Origin of the sequence: Salinisphaera sp. G21_0 (assembly GCF_017744115.1) — a bacterium.
In the GTDB taxonomy this organism is placed as follows: Bacteria; Pseudomonadota; Gammaproteobacteria; order Pseudomonadales; family Endozoicomonadaceae; genus Endozoicomonas.
In genome coordinates, this window is record NZ_JAGHQW010000006.1 from 96,876 (window position 1) to 117,324 (window position 20,449).

Here is a 20,449-nt window from a genome sequence, read left to right on the forward strand (position 1 = left end):
TACTCCCGGCATGAACGTTTACCTGTTTTATCAAGCGTTCATTTTACGGAGCGCTCTTGCAGCGTCTTTAGCAAAATACGTCAGAATGGCATCCGCACCGGCCCGGCGAAAACACATCAGGGATTCCAGCATCACGGCATCGCCATTAAGCCAGCCATTGGCCGCCGCCGCCTTGTGCATGGCGTATTCACCACTGACCTGGTAGGCAAAGACCGGTACCTTGAATTCATCCTTAACCCGGCGAACAATATCCAGGTAGGGCATGCCAGGTTTTACCATCACCATATCGGCACCTTCTGCCAGGTCGGCAGCCACCTCGTGGATTGCCTCATCACTGTTGGCAAAGTCCATCTGAAAGCTGAACTTATTGCTTTTGCCGAGGTTACCGGCTGAGTCCACCGCATCCCGGAACGGGCCGTAGTAATTGGAGGCATATTTGGCCGAGTAGGCCAGAATGCGGGTATTGATATGGCCTTCCTCTTCCAGACGCTGGCGGATGGCACCAATCCGGCCATCCATCATGTCTGACGGGGCAACAATGTCTGCGCCGGCTTCTGCGTGGGACAGGGCCTGACGGACAAGGGCCTCAACCGTTTCATCATTGACCACATAACCATCTTGATTGGTCAGGCCATCAAGACCGTGGGAGGTAAAGGGATCCAACGCTACATCGGTAATCACACCCAGCTCCGGGAACTGGTTTTTCAGCGCCCGGACCGCGCGCTGGGCAAGGCCTTCCGGGTTCCAGGCTTCTTCCGCCAGTTCGGACTTCCTGTCAGCGGGTGTCACTGGAAACAGGGCAATGGCCGGAATGCCCAGCTCCACCAGCTCAGCGGCTTCCTCAAGGAGTAAATCAATGCTGAGGCGCTCAACACCGGGCATGGACGCAACGGCCTGGCGCTGCTGATGACCGTCCACAATAAACAGTGGATAAATAAGGTTGTCCACGGAAAGCTGACTTTCGCGCATCAGGCGGCGGGAGAAGTCGTTGTAGCGCATTCGTCTTGGGCGGGCAGCAGGAAAAGGGCGGTGAATCATACTTCTTTATCCTTTTGAGGTTGTAAGGGGCGGAAGCCTCGCAACGAAGCGTCAACAGGCCAAACAGCCGCAGTTTCTAATTTGACAATAATGGCTGGCATTATACGGGAAAAAACGTATGATTTTGCAGGGATTGTTGTATCAAACAGATGTTTGTAGCTACTGGAAGATGTTATGAATAACAAGAAATGGCTTTTGCTGACAGCGCTGGTTGTAGCAATTGGTGCGTTTTACACTCTGGACGGCCAGCAATACCTGACCCGTGATTTCTTTCAGGGCCTTTATCGTGATGATCCGGTACTGACGGCTGCTGCTTTCTTTATCATCTACGTGGCGGTTACCGGCCTTTCCCTGCCCGGAGCGGCAGTGCTTACGGTGGTGGCGGGGGCCATTTTTGGCCTGTTTCAGGGCGTGTTGCTGGTCTCTTTTGCCAGCACCATGGGAGCCACCCTGGCTTTTCTGTTTTCCAGAACCTTATTAAGAGACTGGGTAGCGCAAAAGTTTTCCGGTTATCTGGAGACCATTAACAACGGCGTGAACAAGGATGGAGCCTTTTATCTGGCAACGCTACGACTGATTCCGGCCGTGCCTTTCTTTGTGATCAACCTGGTGATGGGGCTGACCTCCATGCGGGTCCTGACCTTCAGTCTGGTCAGTCAGCTGGGAATGCTCCCGGGCACGGCGGTGTTCGTCAATGCCGGTGCCCAGCTTGGCCTGGTGGAGGAGCTGTCTCTTGAAGGGATTTTAACGCCACCATTGATCGCTTCATTCGTGCTTTTGGGTATTTTTCCCTGGATTGCCAGAATGGTGATGGAGTGGTTGAGACGTCGTCGTTTATATCGCAGCTACCAGCAGCCTGCACAGTTTGATAATAACCTGACCGTGATTGGTGCCGGTTCTGCCGGACTGGTCAGCAGCTATATTGCTGCGGCGGTTAAGGCCAAAGTATCACTGATTGAAAAGCATAAAATGGGGGGCGATTGCCTGAATACCGGGTGTGTACCCAGCAAAGCCCTGATTCGCTCCGCCAAAATGGCCCATTACCTGAAGCGGGCCGATGAGTTCGGTATTGAACATGCGTCCGGGCAGGTCAATTTCTCCAAAGTGATGGAGAGGGTTCAGGGGGTTGTTGGCAAGGTTGAGCCCCACGACTCTGTGGAGCGTTATTCCGGCCTGGGGGTTAACTGCATCAGTGGTTCTGCCCAGCTGATCAGCCCCTGGGAAGTAGAAGTGGATGGTAAAAGAATCACGTCCCGAAATATTGTCATTGCCAGTGGTGGTCGTCCCTATGTGCCACCTCTGCCGGGCCTTGAGCAAATTGAATACTACACTTCGGACACCATTTGGGACTTGCGCAAGAAGCCCGGCCGGATGCTGGTGATTGGCGGTGGCCCTATTGGCTGTGAACTGACTCAGGCCTTCACCAGGCTGGGTGTTCAGGTTATTCAGGTGGACCACGGAGCCCGGCTGTTGCATCGTGAAGATGAAGATGTTTCAAAACTGGTGATGGATCAGTTTATTCAGGATGGCGTCGACCTGAGGCTGAAACACGAAGCCCGTGCTTTCCATAAGTTGCAGGATCCGGACACCGGAGTCGAGCGTCAATTTCTGGCAGCGGAATTTGCCGGTCAGACAGTAGAAATTGACTTTGATATCGCCTTGTTTGCCACGGGTCGCAAAGCCAATACGGCAAATCTTGGCCTTGAAGTGCTGGGTATCGAGTTAACTGAGCGGGGAACCATCGAGGTTAATGACTATATGCAGACCCGTTACCCCAATATCTATGCCTGTGGCGATGTCGCGGGACCTTACCAGTTTACCCACACGGCGGCACATCAGGCCTGGTATTGTGCGGTGAATGCACTGTTTGGCCGTTTCAAAAAGTTCAAAGTGGATTATTCAGTAATTCCCTGGTGTACCTTTACCGATCCGGAAGTGGCCAGAGTGGGTTTGAATGAACAGGAGGCTCAGGAACAGGGCATTGCCTATGAAGTGACCAAATACGGTATTGATGATCTGGACCGGGCCATAGCGGATGAAGAGGCACGGGGCTTTGTGAAAGTGCTGACCGTGCCGGGCAAGGATAAGATCCTCGGAGTCACCATTGTTGGTTATCATGCCGGTGAGCTGATTACGGAGTATATCAGTGCCATGAAACACGGTCTGGGTCTGAATAAAATTCTGGGCACCATCCATATCTACCCGACACTGAGCGAAGCCAACAAATATGCTGCGGGTGAGTGGAAAAAAGCCCATGCACCCCAGGGGGTATTGTCGCTGGTGGAAAAATACCACGCATGGATGCGCCATTGACTATCATTAAGGGGTCATTATAAACATAAGGATGTTTAATGAGTGACCCGGACCCGTCTGATGGTGGCCCGACAGAGGATCCCTCAAAGGATTCTGTAAATAACAGCCCAAGGTTAGCGTCGGCTGCCATCAGCGAAGATAAGAAAATCTTCCAAGAGCTGAAAAAAATCCTCAAGAACCGAAGTGTTATGCTGGCTGAGCCTTCTTCCCGGAAAAGTCTCAAAACCAATAACAAAAGTCTTCTGGCAAGAATAAAAAACTTTCTGCCAACTTCTATCTATAAGATGGTCTCCCGTCTCAAACCCATTGATAAACAGAAAAAGATTGGAACGATGATTGCGCTGGTCCAGCAAAAAAATCAAATGGCCTGGCAGCGCCTGGGAGAAGGCAAGGCTGAGGGTGTCTGTGATCAGGCGTTGCGCAAGCTACAGCTGGATTGTGAGCAGTCGCAGCTCTGGCTGGACCTGCTGGAAGGCCGTGGGCAGTCAAAGGTTACTGAAGAGCGGGCACGGGTGGTTGACTGTCTCAAGGACTGTGTTGCCGCAGACGTTGCCAGTGACTTCAGGCAGGCTGATGAGGCTTACGTTGAGGCCGTTCACGATCTCAAGTTATCCATCATTCATGAAAATGATCTGAAAATTGAGCTGCAGGCACCTAAAGCGTCTTCTCCCCTGGCCGGGGAGCTGAGGCAATTTGAGAAAATGCTGGTGGATGAGGCATCAGCCCTGGAAGCATATCGGCTGTATGGGCAGAATCAACGGTCATGACGGATTCTTCGGGATCATTTTACATTTAAAAACTTTTTTCCCTTCAGCAATCGTTTTGGTTGTTATTATCAGCTCGAACTCGTCAATCTTATTCTCTAAGTGATGACGCTCCGCTTCCTTCAGAAGCCTGGTTTTCTCTTGGGTAAATTTTTCGTCAGAGGCAAATTCATCTCTATGGATAATATCCAGTGCTTTTTTCAGCCTGCCAAAGGGAAAAACAACTGAAAATTCTGTCTCCCTTTTCTCCCTTTCATAGTATGTCTGCGAGTCGGCTGATGAAACATAAGTCTGCGAGTCGGCCGATGAAAAAGTATGATCCGAAATGCTCTTTTGTTGCACGGCGGAATTGTTACCTTGCTCTGATCGATTCGACAGGAAATTGGAGATATTGGTAGCAATGGCCACCACCCTTCCACAAAACCAACGCACAATGTTAAGCGGCAGTTTTATTGCCGCTTTAACATAATAAGTAATATTTTCAATTGTGTTGTTAATCATTATTTAAATTCCAATAATTTGCCCTCTAATATCGAAAGACTTTGTCAGTGGGAGATTTATTAAGGGAACACCGTTCGTTAACTTAGACTGTGTGCGGCCAGTTAAGTTCCAGATGGTTGCCCCGGTGAGTACAAAGCGTATGAATTCATTTGGTTAACTACTGATGCTGCCCGGATTTTAGATTGGAACCGGAATTAGCCTCTTGCTGGCAGTTGACCGGTAGGACAATTACGGTTGTCTGAAATTTTATCAGGCAGGCGGATGAAGCTTACGTTGAGGCTGTTCACGATCTCAAGCTATCCATCATTCATGAAAATGATCTGAAAATTGAGCTGCAGGCACCCAAAGCGTCTTATGCCCTGGCCGGGGAGCTGAGGCAATTTGAGAAAATGCTGGTGGATGAGGCATCAGCCCTGGAAGCCTATCGGTTGTATGGGCAGAATCAACGGTCATGACGGGTTTCTGCTGCTAGTTCGATCAACTTCTTTGGTCAAACTACAAGTAACCTGTTTCCCTTCAGCATTCGTTTTAGTGGTTATTTTCAGGCATAACATGTCAGTCTCATTCCACCTTATGTGAAGCCACTTCGCTTCCTGCAGAAGCCTCGTTTTTTCCTGGGCAAATGCTTCGGCAGATTCAAAGTCACCCCTATGACATTCCAGTATTTTTTCCAGGTTGCCAAAAGGAAAGACTGCAGTAGTTACTGTCTCCCTTTCATGGTAACCAGGCTGAGAGTCGGCTGATGAAACAGTACGATCCGAAATATCCTTTTGTTGCACGTCAGAACTGTCATTTTGGTCTGATCGTTTTGACAGGAAGTTGGAAATATTGTGGGCAATGGCCACCACCCTTCCACAAAACCAACGCACAATGTTAATTGGCAGTTTTATTGCCGCCTTAACATAATGAATAATATTTTCAATTGTGCTGTCAATCACTATTTAAATTCCTATAAATTCCAATAATTTGCCCTCTAATATCAAATGACTTTGTCAGGGGGAGATTTATTACGAGAACGCCATTTCTCAATTAGACTGTTTACGGCCAAGTAAGTTCAATATGCCCCTCTGCCAGGACAGGCCGGGAGGCATAAGTGTTCTGTGGGTAGTAAAGATTAAGGCTGGGCTTCAGTCGGGTCCGGGATCATAGAATAGGCAGAAGGGCTGGCAATACCACTGGTTTTCAGCACCAGCAGTGACATAACTCCGCTAACTAAAACAAACTGCCAGGTCCAGTCTGGCATCAGATCAATCCATATCCCATTGGATACAACGATGGTTGCCCCGGTAAATACAAAGCGTATGGCTTCCATAACGATCAATCCGGTGAATTTTTCCAGCAACCAGCCAATACCGATCAGGTTCAGTGCAAGAACAAATGTCCAGAGTGCATTGAAGCCGTAAGGAGTGTTGTGGCTGATGGCTAAAAATACCGTGGTTGCCAGCACAAGCATGGCAAAGTGGATCAGTGCATAGACTTTCAAGCCCATGCTGACGTCAGGGTTATAGTTCTTGTAGCCGTGAATATCCGGCATCTTCATCGGTGAGGCGATGTCCGCAGGTCGATAGCCTGTGCGTCTGAACCAGAGTGTGAGTTTGTCTTTCCAGCTTTTGGTATTAAAGGCATCCCTGCACATCCCGGTATAAAGATGCAGGTTTGCCCACACCGGGTTCCAGCTTCTCAGAGGCGTTAGCGTGCCGTAGCGGATGGGCTCATAGTTTTCATCTTCTTCGATAAATGTGCCAAACAGTCGATCCCAGATAATAAATACCCCACCATAATTTTTATCCAGATACTTCCGGTTTTTGGCATGGTGAACCCGATGGTTTGAGGGGGTAACAAACAGCCGTTCAAACCAGCCAAGCTTTGGAATATGGCGGGTATGCACCCAATATTGATAAAGCAGATTCATCAGGCTTACCGTCAAAAAGACATAAGGTGGGATGCCAACAATGGCCATGGGCACGTAGAACACCCATGAGAACAGAAAGCCGGTGCTGGTCTGGCGCAGAGCCGTTGTCAGATTGTATTCCTCACTCTGGTGATGCACCGAGTGGGCAGCCCAGAGCAGGTTGATTTCATGGCCTTTGCGATGATTCCAGTAATAGAAGAAATCCTGCAATACAAACCCAAGGACCCATACCCAGAGGGCGTTGCTATCCAGTGACAAGAGCGCTGCATGATTATAAATAAGGGTATAGATACCAAGTTTGAAAATAACACCCGTGGTGACGTTAAGCATCCCCGTGCTCAGGCTGTTTATGGCATCGTTAACTCGATAGTAATCCTTCTTGCGAATGATGGTGGCGATCACTTCAATAAGGATCATCAGCAGGAAGATTGGTATGGCGTACACAATCGGATTCATGGGGCGAGCCTGGTTATTATTGTTGTAGGCTTGTTTTTAACATGAGTCCCAATGAAAAGCATGGTTTTTAATCAATTGAACACGTCTTGTGCTGCCCGGATTTTAGCAAAATCGTCGTAAAGTATTTTTCCCTATTGAGCAGCAGCCTGTTCCTTTTCCTTTCCTGACTGCAGACTTGCCGCCTTACGTGACTGAATCGCTTTATTGATCAAGGCAACAATACCCTTGTTGCCACGTTGGCCTGCTACCTGGCGGGGGGTATTCGATCTCCGGCATGTTCCCAGGACGCAGCCAACCTTTGCTTGTTCCGGGTCAGCACCGTGCTCCAGCAGCATCAACACAATAGGCCTGTATAGGGCCGAAGCTGCAGCGTAGAGCGGGGTTACCCCGTCTTTGTTGGCGGTATTCACCAGGGCATTGCCAAGCTCGGCTCTTTCTGAATCCGGCACTTTACTGATGACCGCCATTATGTCCTGGACAATCCTGACAAACCCACCATGTGCAGCAATCAATAGCGGAGTAGCACCATAGACGTCAGTGGCATTCACTACCTGCCTGACAACCTTGCTCCGCTCTGATTCCGGTACCGCTGAAACAGACTCCAGCAGTAATTTTATGATCCTGCTATTGCCCATGCGGGCAGCCAGATGGAGCGGCTGCCTCTCGCCCTTGCCCTTGCCCTGCTTTTCAGGGGCCAGCACCTCAATCATGGTATCGGCTCTTTTGGTCTCCGGCGAGGATTCCAGGACCTGCAGGAAGCAGGATACCATTCGGTCATCGCCTCTTATGATTGCTTCACACAGTGGGGTTTGGCCATTGTTGTGGGCAGCATTCATGACTGCCACCAGGGCCCGGGGAATATCTGCCTCAGGCAGTGGCAGCAGGTAGTTCAGGAAAGTTGCCACGACCCACTCATGGGCATTCTGAGTGGCAAGATAAAACGGGGTCACGCCATTTTTTTTATGGCGGGGTGTCATGAGCATGATGGTGACATTTGCCTTTTCTGCCTCCGATACATCCTGCAAGGCGGTATTCAACAGGCATTCTGTGGCCTCCTTATGACCGTCCTGGGCAGTGATATGGAGTGGAGAAACCGGTTGGTCAGTCACGCCGGACGGGGCTGTCCGTTGCGCGAGGCCGGAGTCTTCGGCCAGTAACTCCCGGAGCCAGATCAGGTTATTATTGCGGCAGGCGGCCAGTACTGGTGCCTCGTTCAACGGATTTGAGCGGTCATCACCATCGCTGATCCCGGTATCCGGTGCCGCCAGATCCTGCAAAGGGACCTCCTCGACAGGCTGTGGATGGGAGCTGGAAGGGACACTTTCACTCTGGATCGTATTCATGACTATTAACCTGGTGGCATGGATGAAGAACGTTTGGAACTCATAGTATGGTTTGTAACTGGTTTATTGGTTATTGGATTTTTTACCAAATCGCTCAAGAAAGCGCTCTAAAGACTCCAGAATCTTAAGTTCAGCATACCGGTGCTTTTCTCTTGGCAAATTGGCTGACAAAAATTCTGCATCATCCCTGCATGATTTTTCCTGAGCGATCGACAGATCAAGCCCTACTGTTTACTAAATCTGTTTGTCTTGAAAAACCAGGCACAATATTGCTACTTAACGGAATTCATGATTCTTTTAGCCATTTCGATTGCTATCAAACCAGCATTATCCCCATTATCTCGATCGTATAGCCTGGTATCAGCAACATCACCACTGATATTGGTTTTAATTATCCGTCCATCAACATAGCCAAAACTCAAGCGTAAGTTTCTTTCAGTATGCTGTTGGGCTCTTTCTATACTCATATTTTTCAGAACTCTGGGAGCATAAGCCCCATTACCTTGAGGCTTTGAATTATTGAATAAAGCCATTAATACAATTGCTTTATCGAGTCCTGAAATGGAGACTTTGTGAGGGCCAAGTGAGGCACCTGAATTCGATGTTGAAGAGTTGGTTTGTTCCTGTGGCGATGTAACTGCCGCTGATGAAGTGCCTTGTATAGGTTGCATTGCATTAATATCCTCCATTGTTTATCGACAACAACAGACAACAACCTACTAAATAAGTTCGATTATTTGAAAATGGAATAGCCTGATGATCCAAATTAACGACAGGTGTTTAATTATGGAAGCCCTAAGCCCTCACGGCTTCGCTGGGGCCCTCATGGCCAACGACGGGTCCCTTCGATGCACTGACTGCTGGCTTTAACAGCCAGCTTTTTTCCTGGTAGCATCGCAAAATCGAGCCTGGCTCACAGTAACAATATCTCCCTTCCCCGCTTTCTTACTGGATAAGTTTCAACAGTAGCCCCTCTTCCAGAAGCGCCCTCCTTACCAGGGTAAACCCGCCATACCATGGGCTGTCGTAAAGTGTTGAGTAAACGACGCTGGTTTCAAGGTTTTCATTGATTGAAACCGTCTGCGTTTTCAGACAATGTTTGATCACCGGGTGGATAATCGTGGCAGCGGCACAGATTTCACCGGCAAGCACCACCGTGTCCGGTCGCAGCAAGTTGACACTCATGGCTATTGCTCTGCCAAGGTTACCGGCGGCTTCTTTCAGTAGATCATTTGCCAGCTGATCGCCCTCGTTCGCGGCATGACAGATTGCCAGGATATCCGCCTTTTTTGTCTGGCTGATATTTAACAGACTGGGAACACCAGACGCCAGCAGTTTATGACAGCGCTTTTCTATGGCCGGATTACAGACCAAAGTTTCCAGGCAGCCATAGTTACCGCAGTAACACCGTTCTCCAAGCGGGTCGATCTGAATATGGCCAATCTCGCCAACGGTCAGGGTACTGCCTTCATAGAGCTTGTCGTCCAGAATCATGCCAGCCCCCACCCCGTTATGGACGCTGACAAAGAGGCTATTTTTAAATCCACGGCTGACGCCAAAGTGGTACTCAGCCAGCGCCATGGACGAAATAAAGTTGTTGATAAAACAGGGAAGCCCCAATGCGTCAGACACCTGCTCTGCCAGGGGGAGATTGCTGACAGAAAGGTGGGGCATGAAAGTAATAATCCCTTTGGCGGAATTGATCAGGCCGGGTGTTGTTATGCCAACACCGGCCAGACAACGAATATGCTTCTTATGGGTTTTGAGGAATTTTCTCAGTGTGGCAATCAGCTGCCTGGAAAATTCCACCTGATTCAAAGGCTGAATAGGCTCTGAGTATTCTGCCAGCAGCTTGCCTGACAGGTCACACAACCCCAGGTGGAGTTTGGTTCTGCCTGCCCTTGCTGCAAGAATCTGGATCTGGCCCTGCCTTGGAGCCAGCGATATGGCCCGACGCCCCCGTTCAGAGGTCTGCTGTTCCTGTTCAACAATCAGGCCGACTTCCATCAGCTGTCGGGTGATACGGGTCACGCTACCGGCAGCCAGACGACATTGTCTGGCTATCTGGATTCTCGAGATGGAGCCATGATCAACAATCGCTTTGTAAACCGCAGAAATGTTCCGCTCTTTTACGAAGTCCAGATTGGCAATTACTGTCGTCATTTTTGTAGTTTCAGCTCACCACCGCTCACCGTACCCAGCAGGGTAAAGTTGTCATCGAAAATGGCAAGGTTGGCAAACTGCCCAACCGCAATGCTGCCCATCTGACTTTCAACATGAATGGCTTTTGCTGCATTGACGGTAGCCATGCGAATCACCGCCTGAGGCTCAATCCCCGCCCGTACGCTATTGGCAACCGCTGCAATCATAGTGAGTACGGAGCCGGCAAGGGTTCCATCCGCGTTGGAGCACTTGCCATCTTTGTGGTAGATAGTTTGTCCGGCAAAGACAAAGGTTTCCATATCGGTGCCAGCGGGAGTGGTTGCATCGGTCACCAGCACCAGACGGTCCTGCATCAGACGATGGGCGATACGCAGGTTTTCCCAGGACAGGTGAAGACCGTCAGCAATGATACCGGCACCCAGAGCATGACTGTCAAAAACGGCACCTACCACACCAGGCTCGCGGCTGCCCAGGGGGCTCATGGCGTTATGGAGATGAGTGGCAAAGGTGGCACCCGCTTGTTCTGCCGCTTTAGCCTGCTCACAGGTGGCATTGGTATGGCCGATGGACACGATAATGCCCGCTTTACTCAGCTTTTCAATGGTTCCTTCCGGGCAGACTTCCGGTGCCAGTGTCACCATGGCAATGACGTCGGCATTGTCACAGAAAAAGTCGATCATTGCGCAAGAGGGCGTACGGATGAAGTCCTGATCATGAATGCCTTTGCGCTGAGGGTTCAGGTAAGGGCCTTCCAGATGAATGCCGGGTACGCGATCCGGATGCCTGGCCATGTATTCACGGGTGACCTTAACCGCTTGTCGTATATCCTCATCACTGCTGGTAATCAGCGTAGGCAGAAATGCCGTACAACCTGAGCGGAGGTTGGTCTCGTGCATGATGTCCAGCGTATTGGTGGAGATATCACTGTTAAAAAGAACACCACCACAGCCGTTTAATTGCAGGTCGATAAAACCAGGGCTTAACGTAAGACCGCCGATGTCTACTTTTTTCAGGCTATCGGTACCCTGATGATCACCGGCAATATCCTCTGCCTTGCCAATGGCCGAAATTCGGCCATTCTCTATAATGATGGTATCAAACGACGACTGCTCTGGGTCACCGGTTAACGGTTTGAAATTAACCAGTGCGTAACTCTTTTCCGGGCTGATGGCCAGATCCGCAGACATTTCAAAAGTCCTTGATGTTTTCAGACTCAATATCCTGGAAGTAGCGCAGAGTGCGAACTTTCAGATCCAGGGTTGCAGGGTCATCACAGATCATCATCGCTTTTGGATGAAGCTGCAGGGCTGAGATTGTCCACATATGGTTTACTGATCCTTCAACCGTGGCCTGAACCGCACGGGATTTATCAGAGCCAGTGGCCAGAATCATCAGCTCACGGGAGTCCAGAACCGTTCCGACACCCACGGTAAGCGCCAGTTTTGGTACCTGGCTGATGTCCTGATCAAAGAAGCGTGCGTTGGCTTCACGGGTTTCAGTGGTCAGCGTCTTCAGGCGGGTACGGGAGGATAGTGAAGAACCGGGTTCATTAAATGCGATGTGCCCATCGTGTCCGACACCACCCATAAACAGCTCAATGCCGCCATAACCTTTAATCGCTGTTTCGTAGCGCAGGCACTCGGCTTCCAGATTTTCTGCGTTACCGTCCAGAAAGTTAATGTTCGCTGCCGGGATATCCACATGATCAAAGAAGTGGCGGTGCATGAACATTCGGTAGCATTCCGGGTGATCGGCAGGCAGGCCAACGTATTCGTCCATGTTGAAGGTAACAACATGGGCAAAGCTTACCTCCCCTTCCCTGTGCAGGCGAACCAGTTCCTGATATGTCGGGATGGGTGTGCCGCCGGTTGGCAGGCCGAGAACAAAGGGGCGTTCAGGAGTCGGATTAAATGCCTTGATCCGGCTGACAATGTATCGAGCAGCCCAACGACCAACGGCTGCCTTGTCTTTCAGAGGTATAAAGCGCATGTCGTAAACTCCAGGTTTCTCTAATCTGCTCAGGGGATGATGTTATGCATCATAGCTTATTTATTTTTTGATGGAAAATAAAGGCGGTTGGCAATGTGCTCAACGGGTAGAAAATGTCTTTAAGTGATGATCTGGGTCAATGTATTCGCTTTTTTATTTTTCTTTGAAAAATAAATCAGTAAAATTCCGCGCCACACAGAACGAGACACACTCTCACTATAAAGAATTAAATGGTTGATCAGTCATGAACATCTTGGGTTACTTGCAGAAACTCGGTAAGGCGCTGATGCTGCCTATTGCCGTTCTTCCTGTCGCAGCTTTGCTGCTGCGTCTGGGCCAGCCTGATTTGCTGGATATTCCCTTTATGGCGCAGGCGGGTAACGCGATTTTCAGTAATCTGGCGTTGCTGTTCGCCATGGGCATCGCCTTAGGCCTGGCGGTAGACGGCGCTGGTGCTGCAGTGATCGCGGGTGCTGTTGGCTTTTTTATTTTGAAAGCCACGACGGCAACCATTAATCCAGATATCGATATGTCCTTCTTCGGCGGTATCATCAGCGGTATCGTTGCCGGTCATTCCTACAACCGATTTCATGCGGTGTCGCTGCCAGCTTATCTTGGCTTCTTCAGCGGCAAGCGTCTGGTACCGATCATGACCGGTCTGTTTATGCTGGTGATCGGCTGGGCCTGTGGTCATATCTGGCCTGGTATTCAAAATGGTATTGATGCTTTTGGTCACGGTGTTGCCGGCTCTGGTGCGGTTGGCCAGTTTGTATACGGTACCCTGAACCGTGGCCTGATTCCTTTCGGTCTGCATCATGTTATGAACTCTTATTTCTGGTTTGGTCTGGGTGACTTTACCAACGCTGCCGGTGACGTGGTCTACGGTGATCTGCATCGCTTCTTTGCCGGTGATCCGACGGCCGGGGTGTTTATGACCGGTTTCTTCCCGGTGATGATGTTTGGTCTGCCGGCAGCGGCCCTGGCCATGTACCTGACGGCTGATAAGAGCCGTCGTGCACAGGTTGGTGGTGTGCTTTTCTCGGTTGCCCTGACGGCATTCCTGACCGGTATTACCGAGCCTCTGGAATTCATGTTTATGTTCCTGGCACCCGGGCTGTATGCTGCTCACGCTGTGCTGACCGGTGCTTCCCTTGTGGTAACCAATGCCATGGGCGTTCTGACGGGCTTTGGCTTTTCCGCCGGTTTGTTTGACATGGTGCTAAACTGGGGTCTGGCAACGAAGCCATGGACTCTGGTGGTTATTGGTCTGGCATTCGCTGTCATCTACTTCTGCGTTTTCTACTTCGCCATCAAGATGTTTAACCTGAAAACACCGGGTCGTGAAGATGAAGACGATTCTTCAATTGAGAGTGTGGCGGCGGTAGATATAAACAAGCAGGGGATGGGCGACAATGGTTATCTGGCTCGCCAGTTCACCAAAGCGATAGGTGGTCTGGATAACATCACCAATATCGACGCCTGCATTACCCGTCTGCGCCTGACCCTGAAAGACCCTTCTGTGGCTGATGAGCGTGTCATCAAGGCACTGGGTGCCAGCGGTATGATTCGTGTCGGTGATAAGAACCTGCAGATTATTCTTGGTCCAAAGGCGGAAATCATTGCCGGTAAGATGAAAAAAATTGCAGCTACTGAAGATCTGAGTGCTATCCAGTTGCCAGGTCAGGCTCAGCAAGTAGCGGCGGCTATTTCTCAGAAGACAGTGAAAAAAGAAGTGGAAGTAAAAGATACTACTCTGTTCGCCCGTCAGTGCCTGAAAGTGCTGGGTGGCCATCAAAACGTGACTCAGATTGATGCCTGTGTCTCTCGCCTGCGTCTGACGCTGAAAGATACTGCCAGCGTCAGTGATGATCGTATTAAGGCGCTGGGGGCAGCGGCGGTGGTTCGTGTGGGTGACAAGAACCTGCAAATCGTCGTCGGTCCCCAGGCTGAAATGATTGCTGATGAAATGAAAAAGATCCCGGTGACGGATGATCTTGCCAATGTTGAGGTTTCTGCATGACGCTCTGTGATCGAGATGACAAAAAGCAAGATGACAAAAAAGAGGGCAAACCTTGCCAACTGTCACTGGTTGCGCCTTTGTCCGGAATGCTGTTATCCATCGAGGAATCCACTGACCCGGTATTTGCTGGTCGGCTGATCGGTGACGGTATTGCGATCAACCCGACGGATTCTGTGGTGCTGGCACCGTGCGCCGGTACCATCAGCCAGCTGCATGACGCCAGACATGCCGTGGCCATCAAGACAGATTCCGGTGTAGAAGTGTTGATCCATGTGGGCATCGATACTGTTGTTCTGCGTGGTGAAGGCTTTGAGACCAACGTCAAAATAGGCGACAAAGTGACTGTTGGTCAGCAGCTGCTGTCGTTTGATCCTGAGTTTGTCGGAGCCAGGGCGGCCAGCCTGCAGACCGCGATTATGATCACTACCGGTGAAACCGGTGTGGTTGTTAATCCCCGCACCGAAGTAAAAGCGGGGCAGGATACCGTATTTGCCATTGGGGCTGAGCCTGAAAAGGAGATGTCCACCGAGAGCAAATACAGCCGTCAGGACAGCATTACCCTGACAGAAGATTTTGTGCTGAAGAACCCACTGGGTCTTCATGCCCGTCCTTCTGCCACTCTGATTCAGATTATCAAACGCTTCAATTCTGACGTGATGATTCTGAATAAAGATAATGGCAAAGAAAGCAAGGCCAACAGTCTGACTGCTCTGATGGGGCTTCAAACGGTGCTGGGTTCTAACCTGCAAATCACCGTCACCGGCCCTGATGCCAAAGAGGCGATGGAAGCCATCCTCGATGGTTTTCGCAGCGGCCTGGGTGAAGCCGTTGCCGACGTGCTGCCGGTTGCAGATGAAGCCATGGAAGAGGAAGCGCCACTGCTTGGACCGGTAGAAGGCTCCGATGGTCGTTTACCCGGCGTGAAAGCGGCACCGGGCATGGCCATTGGTAAGCTGCACCATCTGGTTCATGAACTGCCCAGCTACCCGGAAGAGGGTGTTGGTGTCAGCGATGAGCTGGGTCAGCTTGGCTACGGTATCCAGAAAGCCCGGGAGTCCCTGCAGCAGCTGGTTGCCAAAATGGAAGCGGATCACGTGGGTGGTCATGCGGAAGTTTTTGTTGCCCATCAGCAGTTACTGGAAGACCCGGCAATCAGTGACCGTGCCCGTGAACTGATTGAAGCAGGCAAGAGCGCCATGTGGTCGTGGCACAGAAGTTTTCTGGCGGAAGCGGATGAAATGCGCAAGCTGGATAACCCGCTGCTGGCGGCCCGGGCCATCGATGTAGAAGACGTTGGTCTTCGGGTTCTGCGCTACCTGATGGGCGTTGAAGGTGGCACCGATCAGCTGCCGGAAAACACCATTCTCTGTCTGGAAGATATTACCCCTTCCGAAGTGGTGACTCTGGATCGCAAGCGCGTGATTGGTATCGTGACCCTGCATGGTGGTGCGACTTCCCATGCGGCGATTCTGGCCGGTTCCCTGGGTATTCCTTACCTGGTCAACGTACCGGGCAGTGTTCGTCAGTACGAGAACGGTACCGATGTTATCCTGAACACCAACAAGGGTTACATGCTGGTTAATCCTACTCAGGAAGAGATCGACAGAACCGTTGCCCGCCAGGAGCGTGCGGCGGCTGAGCATGCAGCGGCGCTGCAAGTGGCTGACCAGCCTGCAGTGACTCTGGATGGCCACCATGTTGAGATCGCTGCCAATATCGCCAACCAGGACGATGCGGAAAAAGCGGTCAAAATGGGTGCTGAAGCGGTAGGTCTGCTGCGTTCCGAGTTCCTCTATATGGAGCGTGCTACCGAACCCACCATGGATGAGCAGATAAAAGCCTACGAAGGTATTCTGGATGCTATGGGTAAAGATCGTCCGGTCATTATCCGTACTCTGGACGTCGGTGGTGACAAGCCTCTGGCTTATCTGCCCCTGCCAAAAGAGGAGAACCCATTCCTGGGTGAACGTGGCGTGCGTATCGGTATTAACCGTCCGGCCATGCTGCGCAAGCAGGTTCGTGCGATCCTGAAGGCGGCTCATGCCGGTCATGCCCGTATCATGTTCCCGATGATCAGCTCCCTGGATGAATTCCGTGCCGTGAAAAAGCTGGTGCTGGAAGAGCAGGAGACGGCGGGTGTCACCGTTGAAGTGGGTATTATGATTGAGGTGCCGTCCGCTGCACTGCTGGCCGATCATTTCGCCAAAGAAGTGGACTTCTTCTCTATCGGTACCAATGACCTGACCCAGTACACCCTGGCCGTTGACCGTGGTCATCCAAAACTGGCGGCACGGGTCGATGGTCTTCACCCTGCGGTATTGCGCCTGATCGATATGACGGTGAAAGCAGCCAACAAAGAAGGCAAGTGGACGGGGATCTGTGGCAGCCTGGCCAGTGACCCGAATGCAGTGCCTATTCTGGTCGGCCTGGGTGTTCAGGAACTGTCCATCAGTGTCCCTGCAATCCCGGTGGTTAAGGCTCGCGTTCGCAGTCTGAACTATAAGCAGTGCCAGAGCCTGGCCCGTGAAGCGCTGACTCTGGATTCAGTAGAAGACGTAAGACGTTTGACTGCCTGATCGCAGACGATCATCTTGCTGACAGCCCCTGGTTTTGGCCATGGGGCTTTTTTATTGCTGTCTGAAATATGTAGTTTTCCTGTGCTGATACGTAGTTGTCCTATAAATCACAAGGTCTTGATTCAGGTCATCTGCCGGTTAATTACTGTCCAATTATCATGCCCACCATTTGGTTGGCGGCACTTTTTGTTCACACCTTTATGTCTGCAGGGAAAGCAGAATCTGATAATTGTCTGAGCAGTCTGTGATCACGACCGGTATTTATCATGGGTTGGCGATATCAATGAAAGAAATTGTGGATAAAGTGCTTGCTTCCAGGGTGAAGCGAAGAACGTTTATGAAGTGGGGAACCGCTGCGGGCAGTGCGGCAGTGGTTACTGCGCACACACTGCCGGTGAAAGCTTCTGCGACAGAGGCCAAACGTGCTGATGAAGAGATCAAGTCAGTCTGGTCTGCATGTACGGTCAACTGCGGCTCCCGCTGTGCACTGCGCCATCAGGTAAAAGACGGTGTGATCATTCATACCGAAACCGATAACACCGGTGACGATACCTATGGTGACCACCAGGTTCGCGCCTGTCTCCGTGGCCGTTCCTTCCGCAAGCGCGTCTACAACCCTGACCGTCTGAAATATCCGATGAAGCGTGTGGGTAAGCGTGGTGAAGGTCGATTTGAGCGCATCAGCTGGGATGAAGCGTTTGACACCATCGCTGATAACCTGAAGCGCATCAAAAAAGAGTATGGCAATGAAGCCATCTATCTCAACTATTGTACTGGTACGCTGGGAGGCACGGTGTCCAAATCCTGGCCGCCAGCCGCCACACCGATCGCCCGTTTGATGAACTGCTGGGGCGGTTATCTTAACCACTATGGTGATTACAGTACGGCTCAGATTGCCGTGAGTTTACCGTATTTGTACGGCGGCAGCTGGGTGGATAATAACTGCACGTCAGATGTTGTTAATACCAGGCTGGTGGTCAACTTTGGCAACAACCCGGCTGAAACCCGTATGAGTGGTGCCGGTATTGTTTATCAGCTGTCCGAAGCCCGACAACGCAGTAACGCACGTATGATCACCTTTGATCCGCGCATGACCGATACGGTCCTGGGTGCCAATGATGAGTGGGTTCCTCTGCGACCGGGTACCGATGCCGCACTGGTAGCCGGTATGGCGTGGGTGATGATTACCGAAAACCTGGTGGATAATGAATTCCTGGGCAAGTACACCATCGGCTACGATGAAAACTCACTGCCTGCCAGCGCACCGAAAGGCGCTTCCTGGAAATCCTATATTCTGGGCAAAGGCGATGATGGTGTTGAAAAGACCCCGCAATGGGCGGCAAAAATAACCGGTGTCCCGGCAGACACCATCATCCGTCTGGCCCGTGAAATTGCCATGACCAAACCCTGCAACATTATGCAGGGCTGGGGTCTGCAGCGCACTGCCAATGGAGAGCAGGCCAGCCGGGCGATCTGTATGCTGGCGGTGATGACCGGTAATGTGGGTATTCCCGGTGGTGGTACCGGTGCCCGTGAAGGCAGCTACTCCATGCCCTTTGCGGTCTTTCCGACACTGACCAACCCGGTATCAACCTCTATTCCCATGTTCCTCTGGACGGATGCCATTTACCGTCATGATGAAATGACCGCGTTGACCGCCGGTATTCGTGGTGCCGAAAAGCTGACCCAGCCCATCAAGTTTATCTGGAACTATGCGGGTAACTGCATCATCAACCAGCATTCGGACACCAATCGCACCCATGACATTCTTCAGGATGACAGCCAGTGTGAAATGATTGTGGTGATCGACAACCACATGACGCCCAGTGCACGCTATGCGGATATTCTGCTGCCTGATTTGACTGCGGCTGAACAACCGGATTTCGCCCCTAACGGGTTCTGCGGCAATATGGGTTACACCATTTTCTGTGATACTGCGGTTGAGCCGTTGTATGAATGCCGTTCGGTCTACGACATGTGTACAGGTATTGCCAAACGTCTTGGGGTAGAAGCGCAGTTCACCGAAGGTCGGGACCAGGAAGCCTGGTTGCGTCATATTTATGCAGAATCCCAGAGAATGAATCCGACACTGGTGGACTTGGACTTTCAGGCCTTCCGTGAGCAGGGCATTGTCAAGCAGAAGAACCCCGGTGAACCTCATGTTCAATTCCGTGAGTTCCGGGAAAACCCTGAAAAGCATCCACTGGATACCCCCTCCGGTAAAATTGAGATCTATTCTGAACGCCTGGCAAATATTGCCTCCAGCTGGACACTGGGGGAGAGCGATATTATTCGGGCACTGCCTGAATACGTTTCTTCCTGGGAGGGGCATGAGGCAGACCACACTGAACAGTATCCGCTGCAGATGTTTGGTTTCCACTTTAAAGCCCGTACTCACTCCACTTATGGCAACGTCGATGTGCTGCGGGAAACCAACCGCCAGGAAGTGTGGATCAACCCGGTTGATGCCCACAAGCGCAAGATAAAAGACGGCGACATGCTGAAGGTCTGGAATGACCGTGGCGAGATCCGTGTTGCCGCGAAAGTGACCGAGCGCATTATGCCTGGCGTGGTCGCCATGGGGCAGGGCAGCTGGTACGCACCAGACCGAAGCGGCGTGGACCGTGGCGCGTGTATGAATACCCTGACCACCCAGCGCCCGTCACCATTGGCCAAGGGCAATCCCCAGCACAGTAACCTGGTTGAAATTGCCAAGGCATAACAGGAATAAAGTTCGATGAAGCAACCCTCGATAAAACAACTGGGATTTTACGTCGACACGGCCAAGTGTACGGGCTGCAAAACCTGTCAATTGTCGTGCAAAGATGAGAATGACCTGAAAGTCGGCGTGAACTGGCGTCGGGTTTATGAATACGGCGGTGGTAGCTGGTTTCAGAACGAAGACGGCACTTATGCCCAGGACGTGTTTGCCTATTACACCTCCATCAGCTGCAATCACTGTGCCAAGCCCGCCTGTACCAGGGCCTGCCCAACCGGTGCCATGCACAAGCGTGACCAGGATGGTCTGGTGGTTGTCAATGCTGATGTCTGTATTGGCTGCCGTTACTGTGAAATGGCCTGCCCCTACGGTGCACCGCAGTTTGATGCCGAGAAGAAAGTCATGACCAAGTGTGATGGCTGTTTCGACTGTGTTGAGCAGGGCAAGCAGCCGATCTGTATCGAATCCTGCCCGCTGCGTGCCCTGGATTTTGGTCCGATCGAAGAACTGCGTGCCAAATACGGCACGGAAGCGGATATCGCGCCACTGCCGGACTCTTCTCTGACTGAACCGTCGCTGGTGATGAAGGCGAGCCGTCATGCCAAACCTTCCGGCGACAAAACCGGACGCATTATGAACACACGGGAGGTATAAC

15 protein-coding genes are annotated in these 20,449 nt (G+C 51.3%); 6 read left to right on the forward strand and 9 right to left on the reverse strand.

Features of this window, described 5'->3' with window-relative positions; all coding sequences use genetic code 11:
* Positions 1–30 precede the first annotated feature (30 nt).
* Entirely contained in the window at positions 31–1,038 is a 1,008-nt protein-coding gene (gene hemB / locus J7439_RS04665; protein WP_209200665.1) for a porphobilinogen synthase, read from the reverse strand.
* 174 nt (positions 1,039–1,212) lie between these two features.
* Between hemB and J7439_RS04670 the strand changes: the two genes are divergently transcribed.
* Positions 1,213–3,351 carry a dihydrolipoyl dehydrogenase family protein gene (locus tag J7439_RS04670; protein ID WP_209200666.1) on the forward strand — a complete coding sequence of 713 codons (2,139 nt, stop codon included), beginning with the start codon at positions 1,213–1,215 and terminating at the stop codon, positions 3,349–3,351.
* A gap of 38 nt (positions 3,352–3,389) precedes the next feature.
* The gene (locus J7439_RS04675) at positions 3,390–4,118 is read left to right on the forward strand and encodes a hypothetical protein (protein WP_209200667.1); all 729 of its coding nucleotides are present in this window, start codon (positions 3,390–3,392) and stop codon (positions 4,116–4,118) included.
* Here the strand turns inward: J7439_RS04675 and J7439_RS04680 are convergent.
* From J7439_RS04680 to nagB, 8 genes are all read right to left on the reverse strand, one after another.
* Positions 4,113–4,616, reverse strand: a complete 504-nt coding sequence (locus J7439_RS04680) for a hypothetical protein (RefSeq protein WP_209200668.1) — start codon at positions 4,614–4,616, stop codon at positions 4,113–4,115. The two genes, J7439_RS04675 and J7439_RS04680, sit on opposite strands and share 6 nt — an antisense overlap.
* A 449-nt stretch (positions 4,617–5,065) precedes the next feature.
* Positions 5,066–5,461 (reverse strand): hypothetical protein, encoded by a 396-nt coding sequence (locus J7439_RS04685; protein ID WP_209200669.1) that lies wholly within the window; start codon positions 5,459–5,461, stop codon positions 5,066–5,068.
* A gap of 269 nt (positions 5,462–5,730) precedes the next feature.
* Entirely contained in the window at positions 5,731–6,984 is a 1,254-nt protein-coding gene (locus tag J7439_RS04690) for a sterol desaturase family protein (RefSeq protein ID WP_209200670.1), read from the reverse strand.
* A 131-nt stretch (positions 6,985–7,115) separates the two neighbouring features.
* Positions 7,116–8,327: an ankyrin repeat domain-containing protein gene (locus tag J7439_RS04695; protein ID WP_209200671.1), complete on the reverse strand. Its 1,212-nt coding sequence runs from the start codon at positions 8,325–8,327 to the stop codon at positions 7,116–7,118.
* 272 nt (positions 8,328–8,599) lie between these two features.
* Positions 8,600–9,016: a hypothetical protein gene (locus J7439_RS04700; RefSeq protein ID WP_209200672.1), complete on the reverse strand. Its 417-nt coding sequence runs from the start codon at positions 9,014–9,016 to the stop codon at positions 8,600–8,602.
* A 256-nt stretch (positions 9,017–9,272) separates the two neighbouring features.
* A complete protein-coding gene (locus tag J7439_RS04705) occupies positions 9,273–10,490 on the reverse strand; it encodes an ROK family protein (RefSeq protein ID WP_209200673.1) in 1,218 nt (405 codons plus the stop codon).
* Entirely contained in the window at positions 10,487–11,677 is a 1,191-nt protein-coding gene (nagA, locus tag J7439_RS04710) for an N-acetylglucosamine-6-phosphate deacetylase (RefSeq protein ID WP_209200674.1), read from the reverse strand. Before nagA ends, J7439_RS04705 begins: the two co-directional genes overlap by 4 nt.
* Position 11,678: 1 nt before the next feature.
* Positions 11,679–12,479, reverse strand: coding sequence for a glucosamine-6-phosphate deaminase (nagB, locus tag J7439_RS04715; RefSeq protein ID WP_209200675.1), 801 nt, complete (start codon positions 12,477–12,479; stop codon positions 11,679–11,681).
* Positions 12,480–12,723: 244 nt separating this feature from the next.
* On the opposite strand from nagB, the gene nagE reads away from it, so the two are divergent.
* From nagE to J7439_RS04735, 4 genes are all read left to right on the forward strand, one after another.
* Complete coding sequence (gene nagE / locus J7439_RS04720; protein ID WP_209200676.1) at positions 12,724–14,499, forward strand: N-acetylglucosamine-specific PTS transporter subunit IIBC; 1,776 nt, start codon at positions 12,724–12,726, stop codon at positions 14,497–14,499.
* Positions 14,496–17,075, forward strand: coding sequence for a phosphoenolpyruvate--protein phosphotransferase (gene ptsP, locus J7439_RS04725; RefSeq protein ID WP_209200677.1), 2,580 nt, complete (start codon positions 14,496–14,498; stop codon positions 17,073–17,075). The genes nagE and ptsP overlap by 4 nt, the downstream gene beginning before the upstream one ends.
* 283 nt (positions 17,076–17,358) lie before the next feature.
* Positions 17,359–19,797 (forward strand): DMSO/selenate family reductase complex A subunit, encoded by a 2,439-nt coding sequence (locus J7439_RS04730; protein WP_353622999.1) that lies wholly within the window; start codon positions 17,359–17,361, stop codon positions 19,795–19,797.
* Between the two features lie 30 nt (positions 19,798–19,827).
* Positions 19,828–20,448: a DMSO/selenate family reductase complex B subunit gene (locus J7439_RS04735; RefSeq protein WP_353623000.1), complete on the forward strand. Its 621-nt coding sequence runs from the start codon at positions 19,828–19,830 to the stop codon at positions 20,446–20,448.
* The last annotated feature ends 1 nt before the right edge of the window (position 20,449 follow it).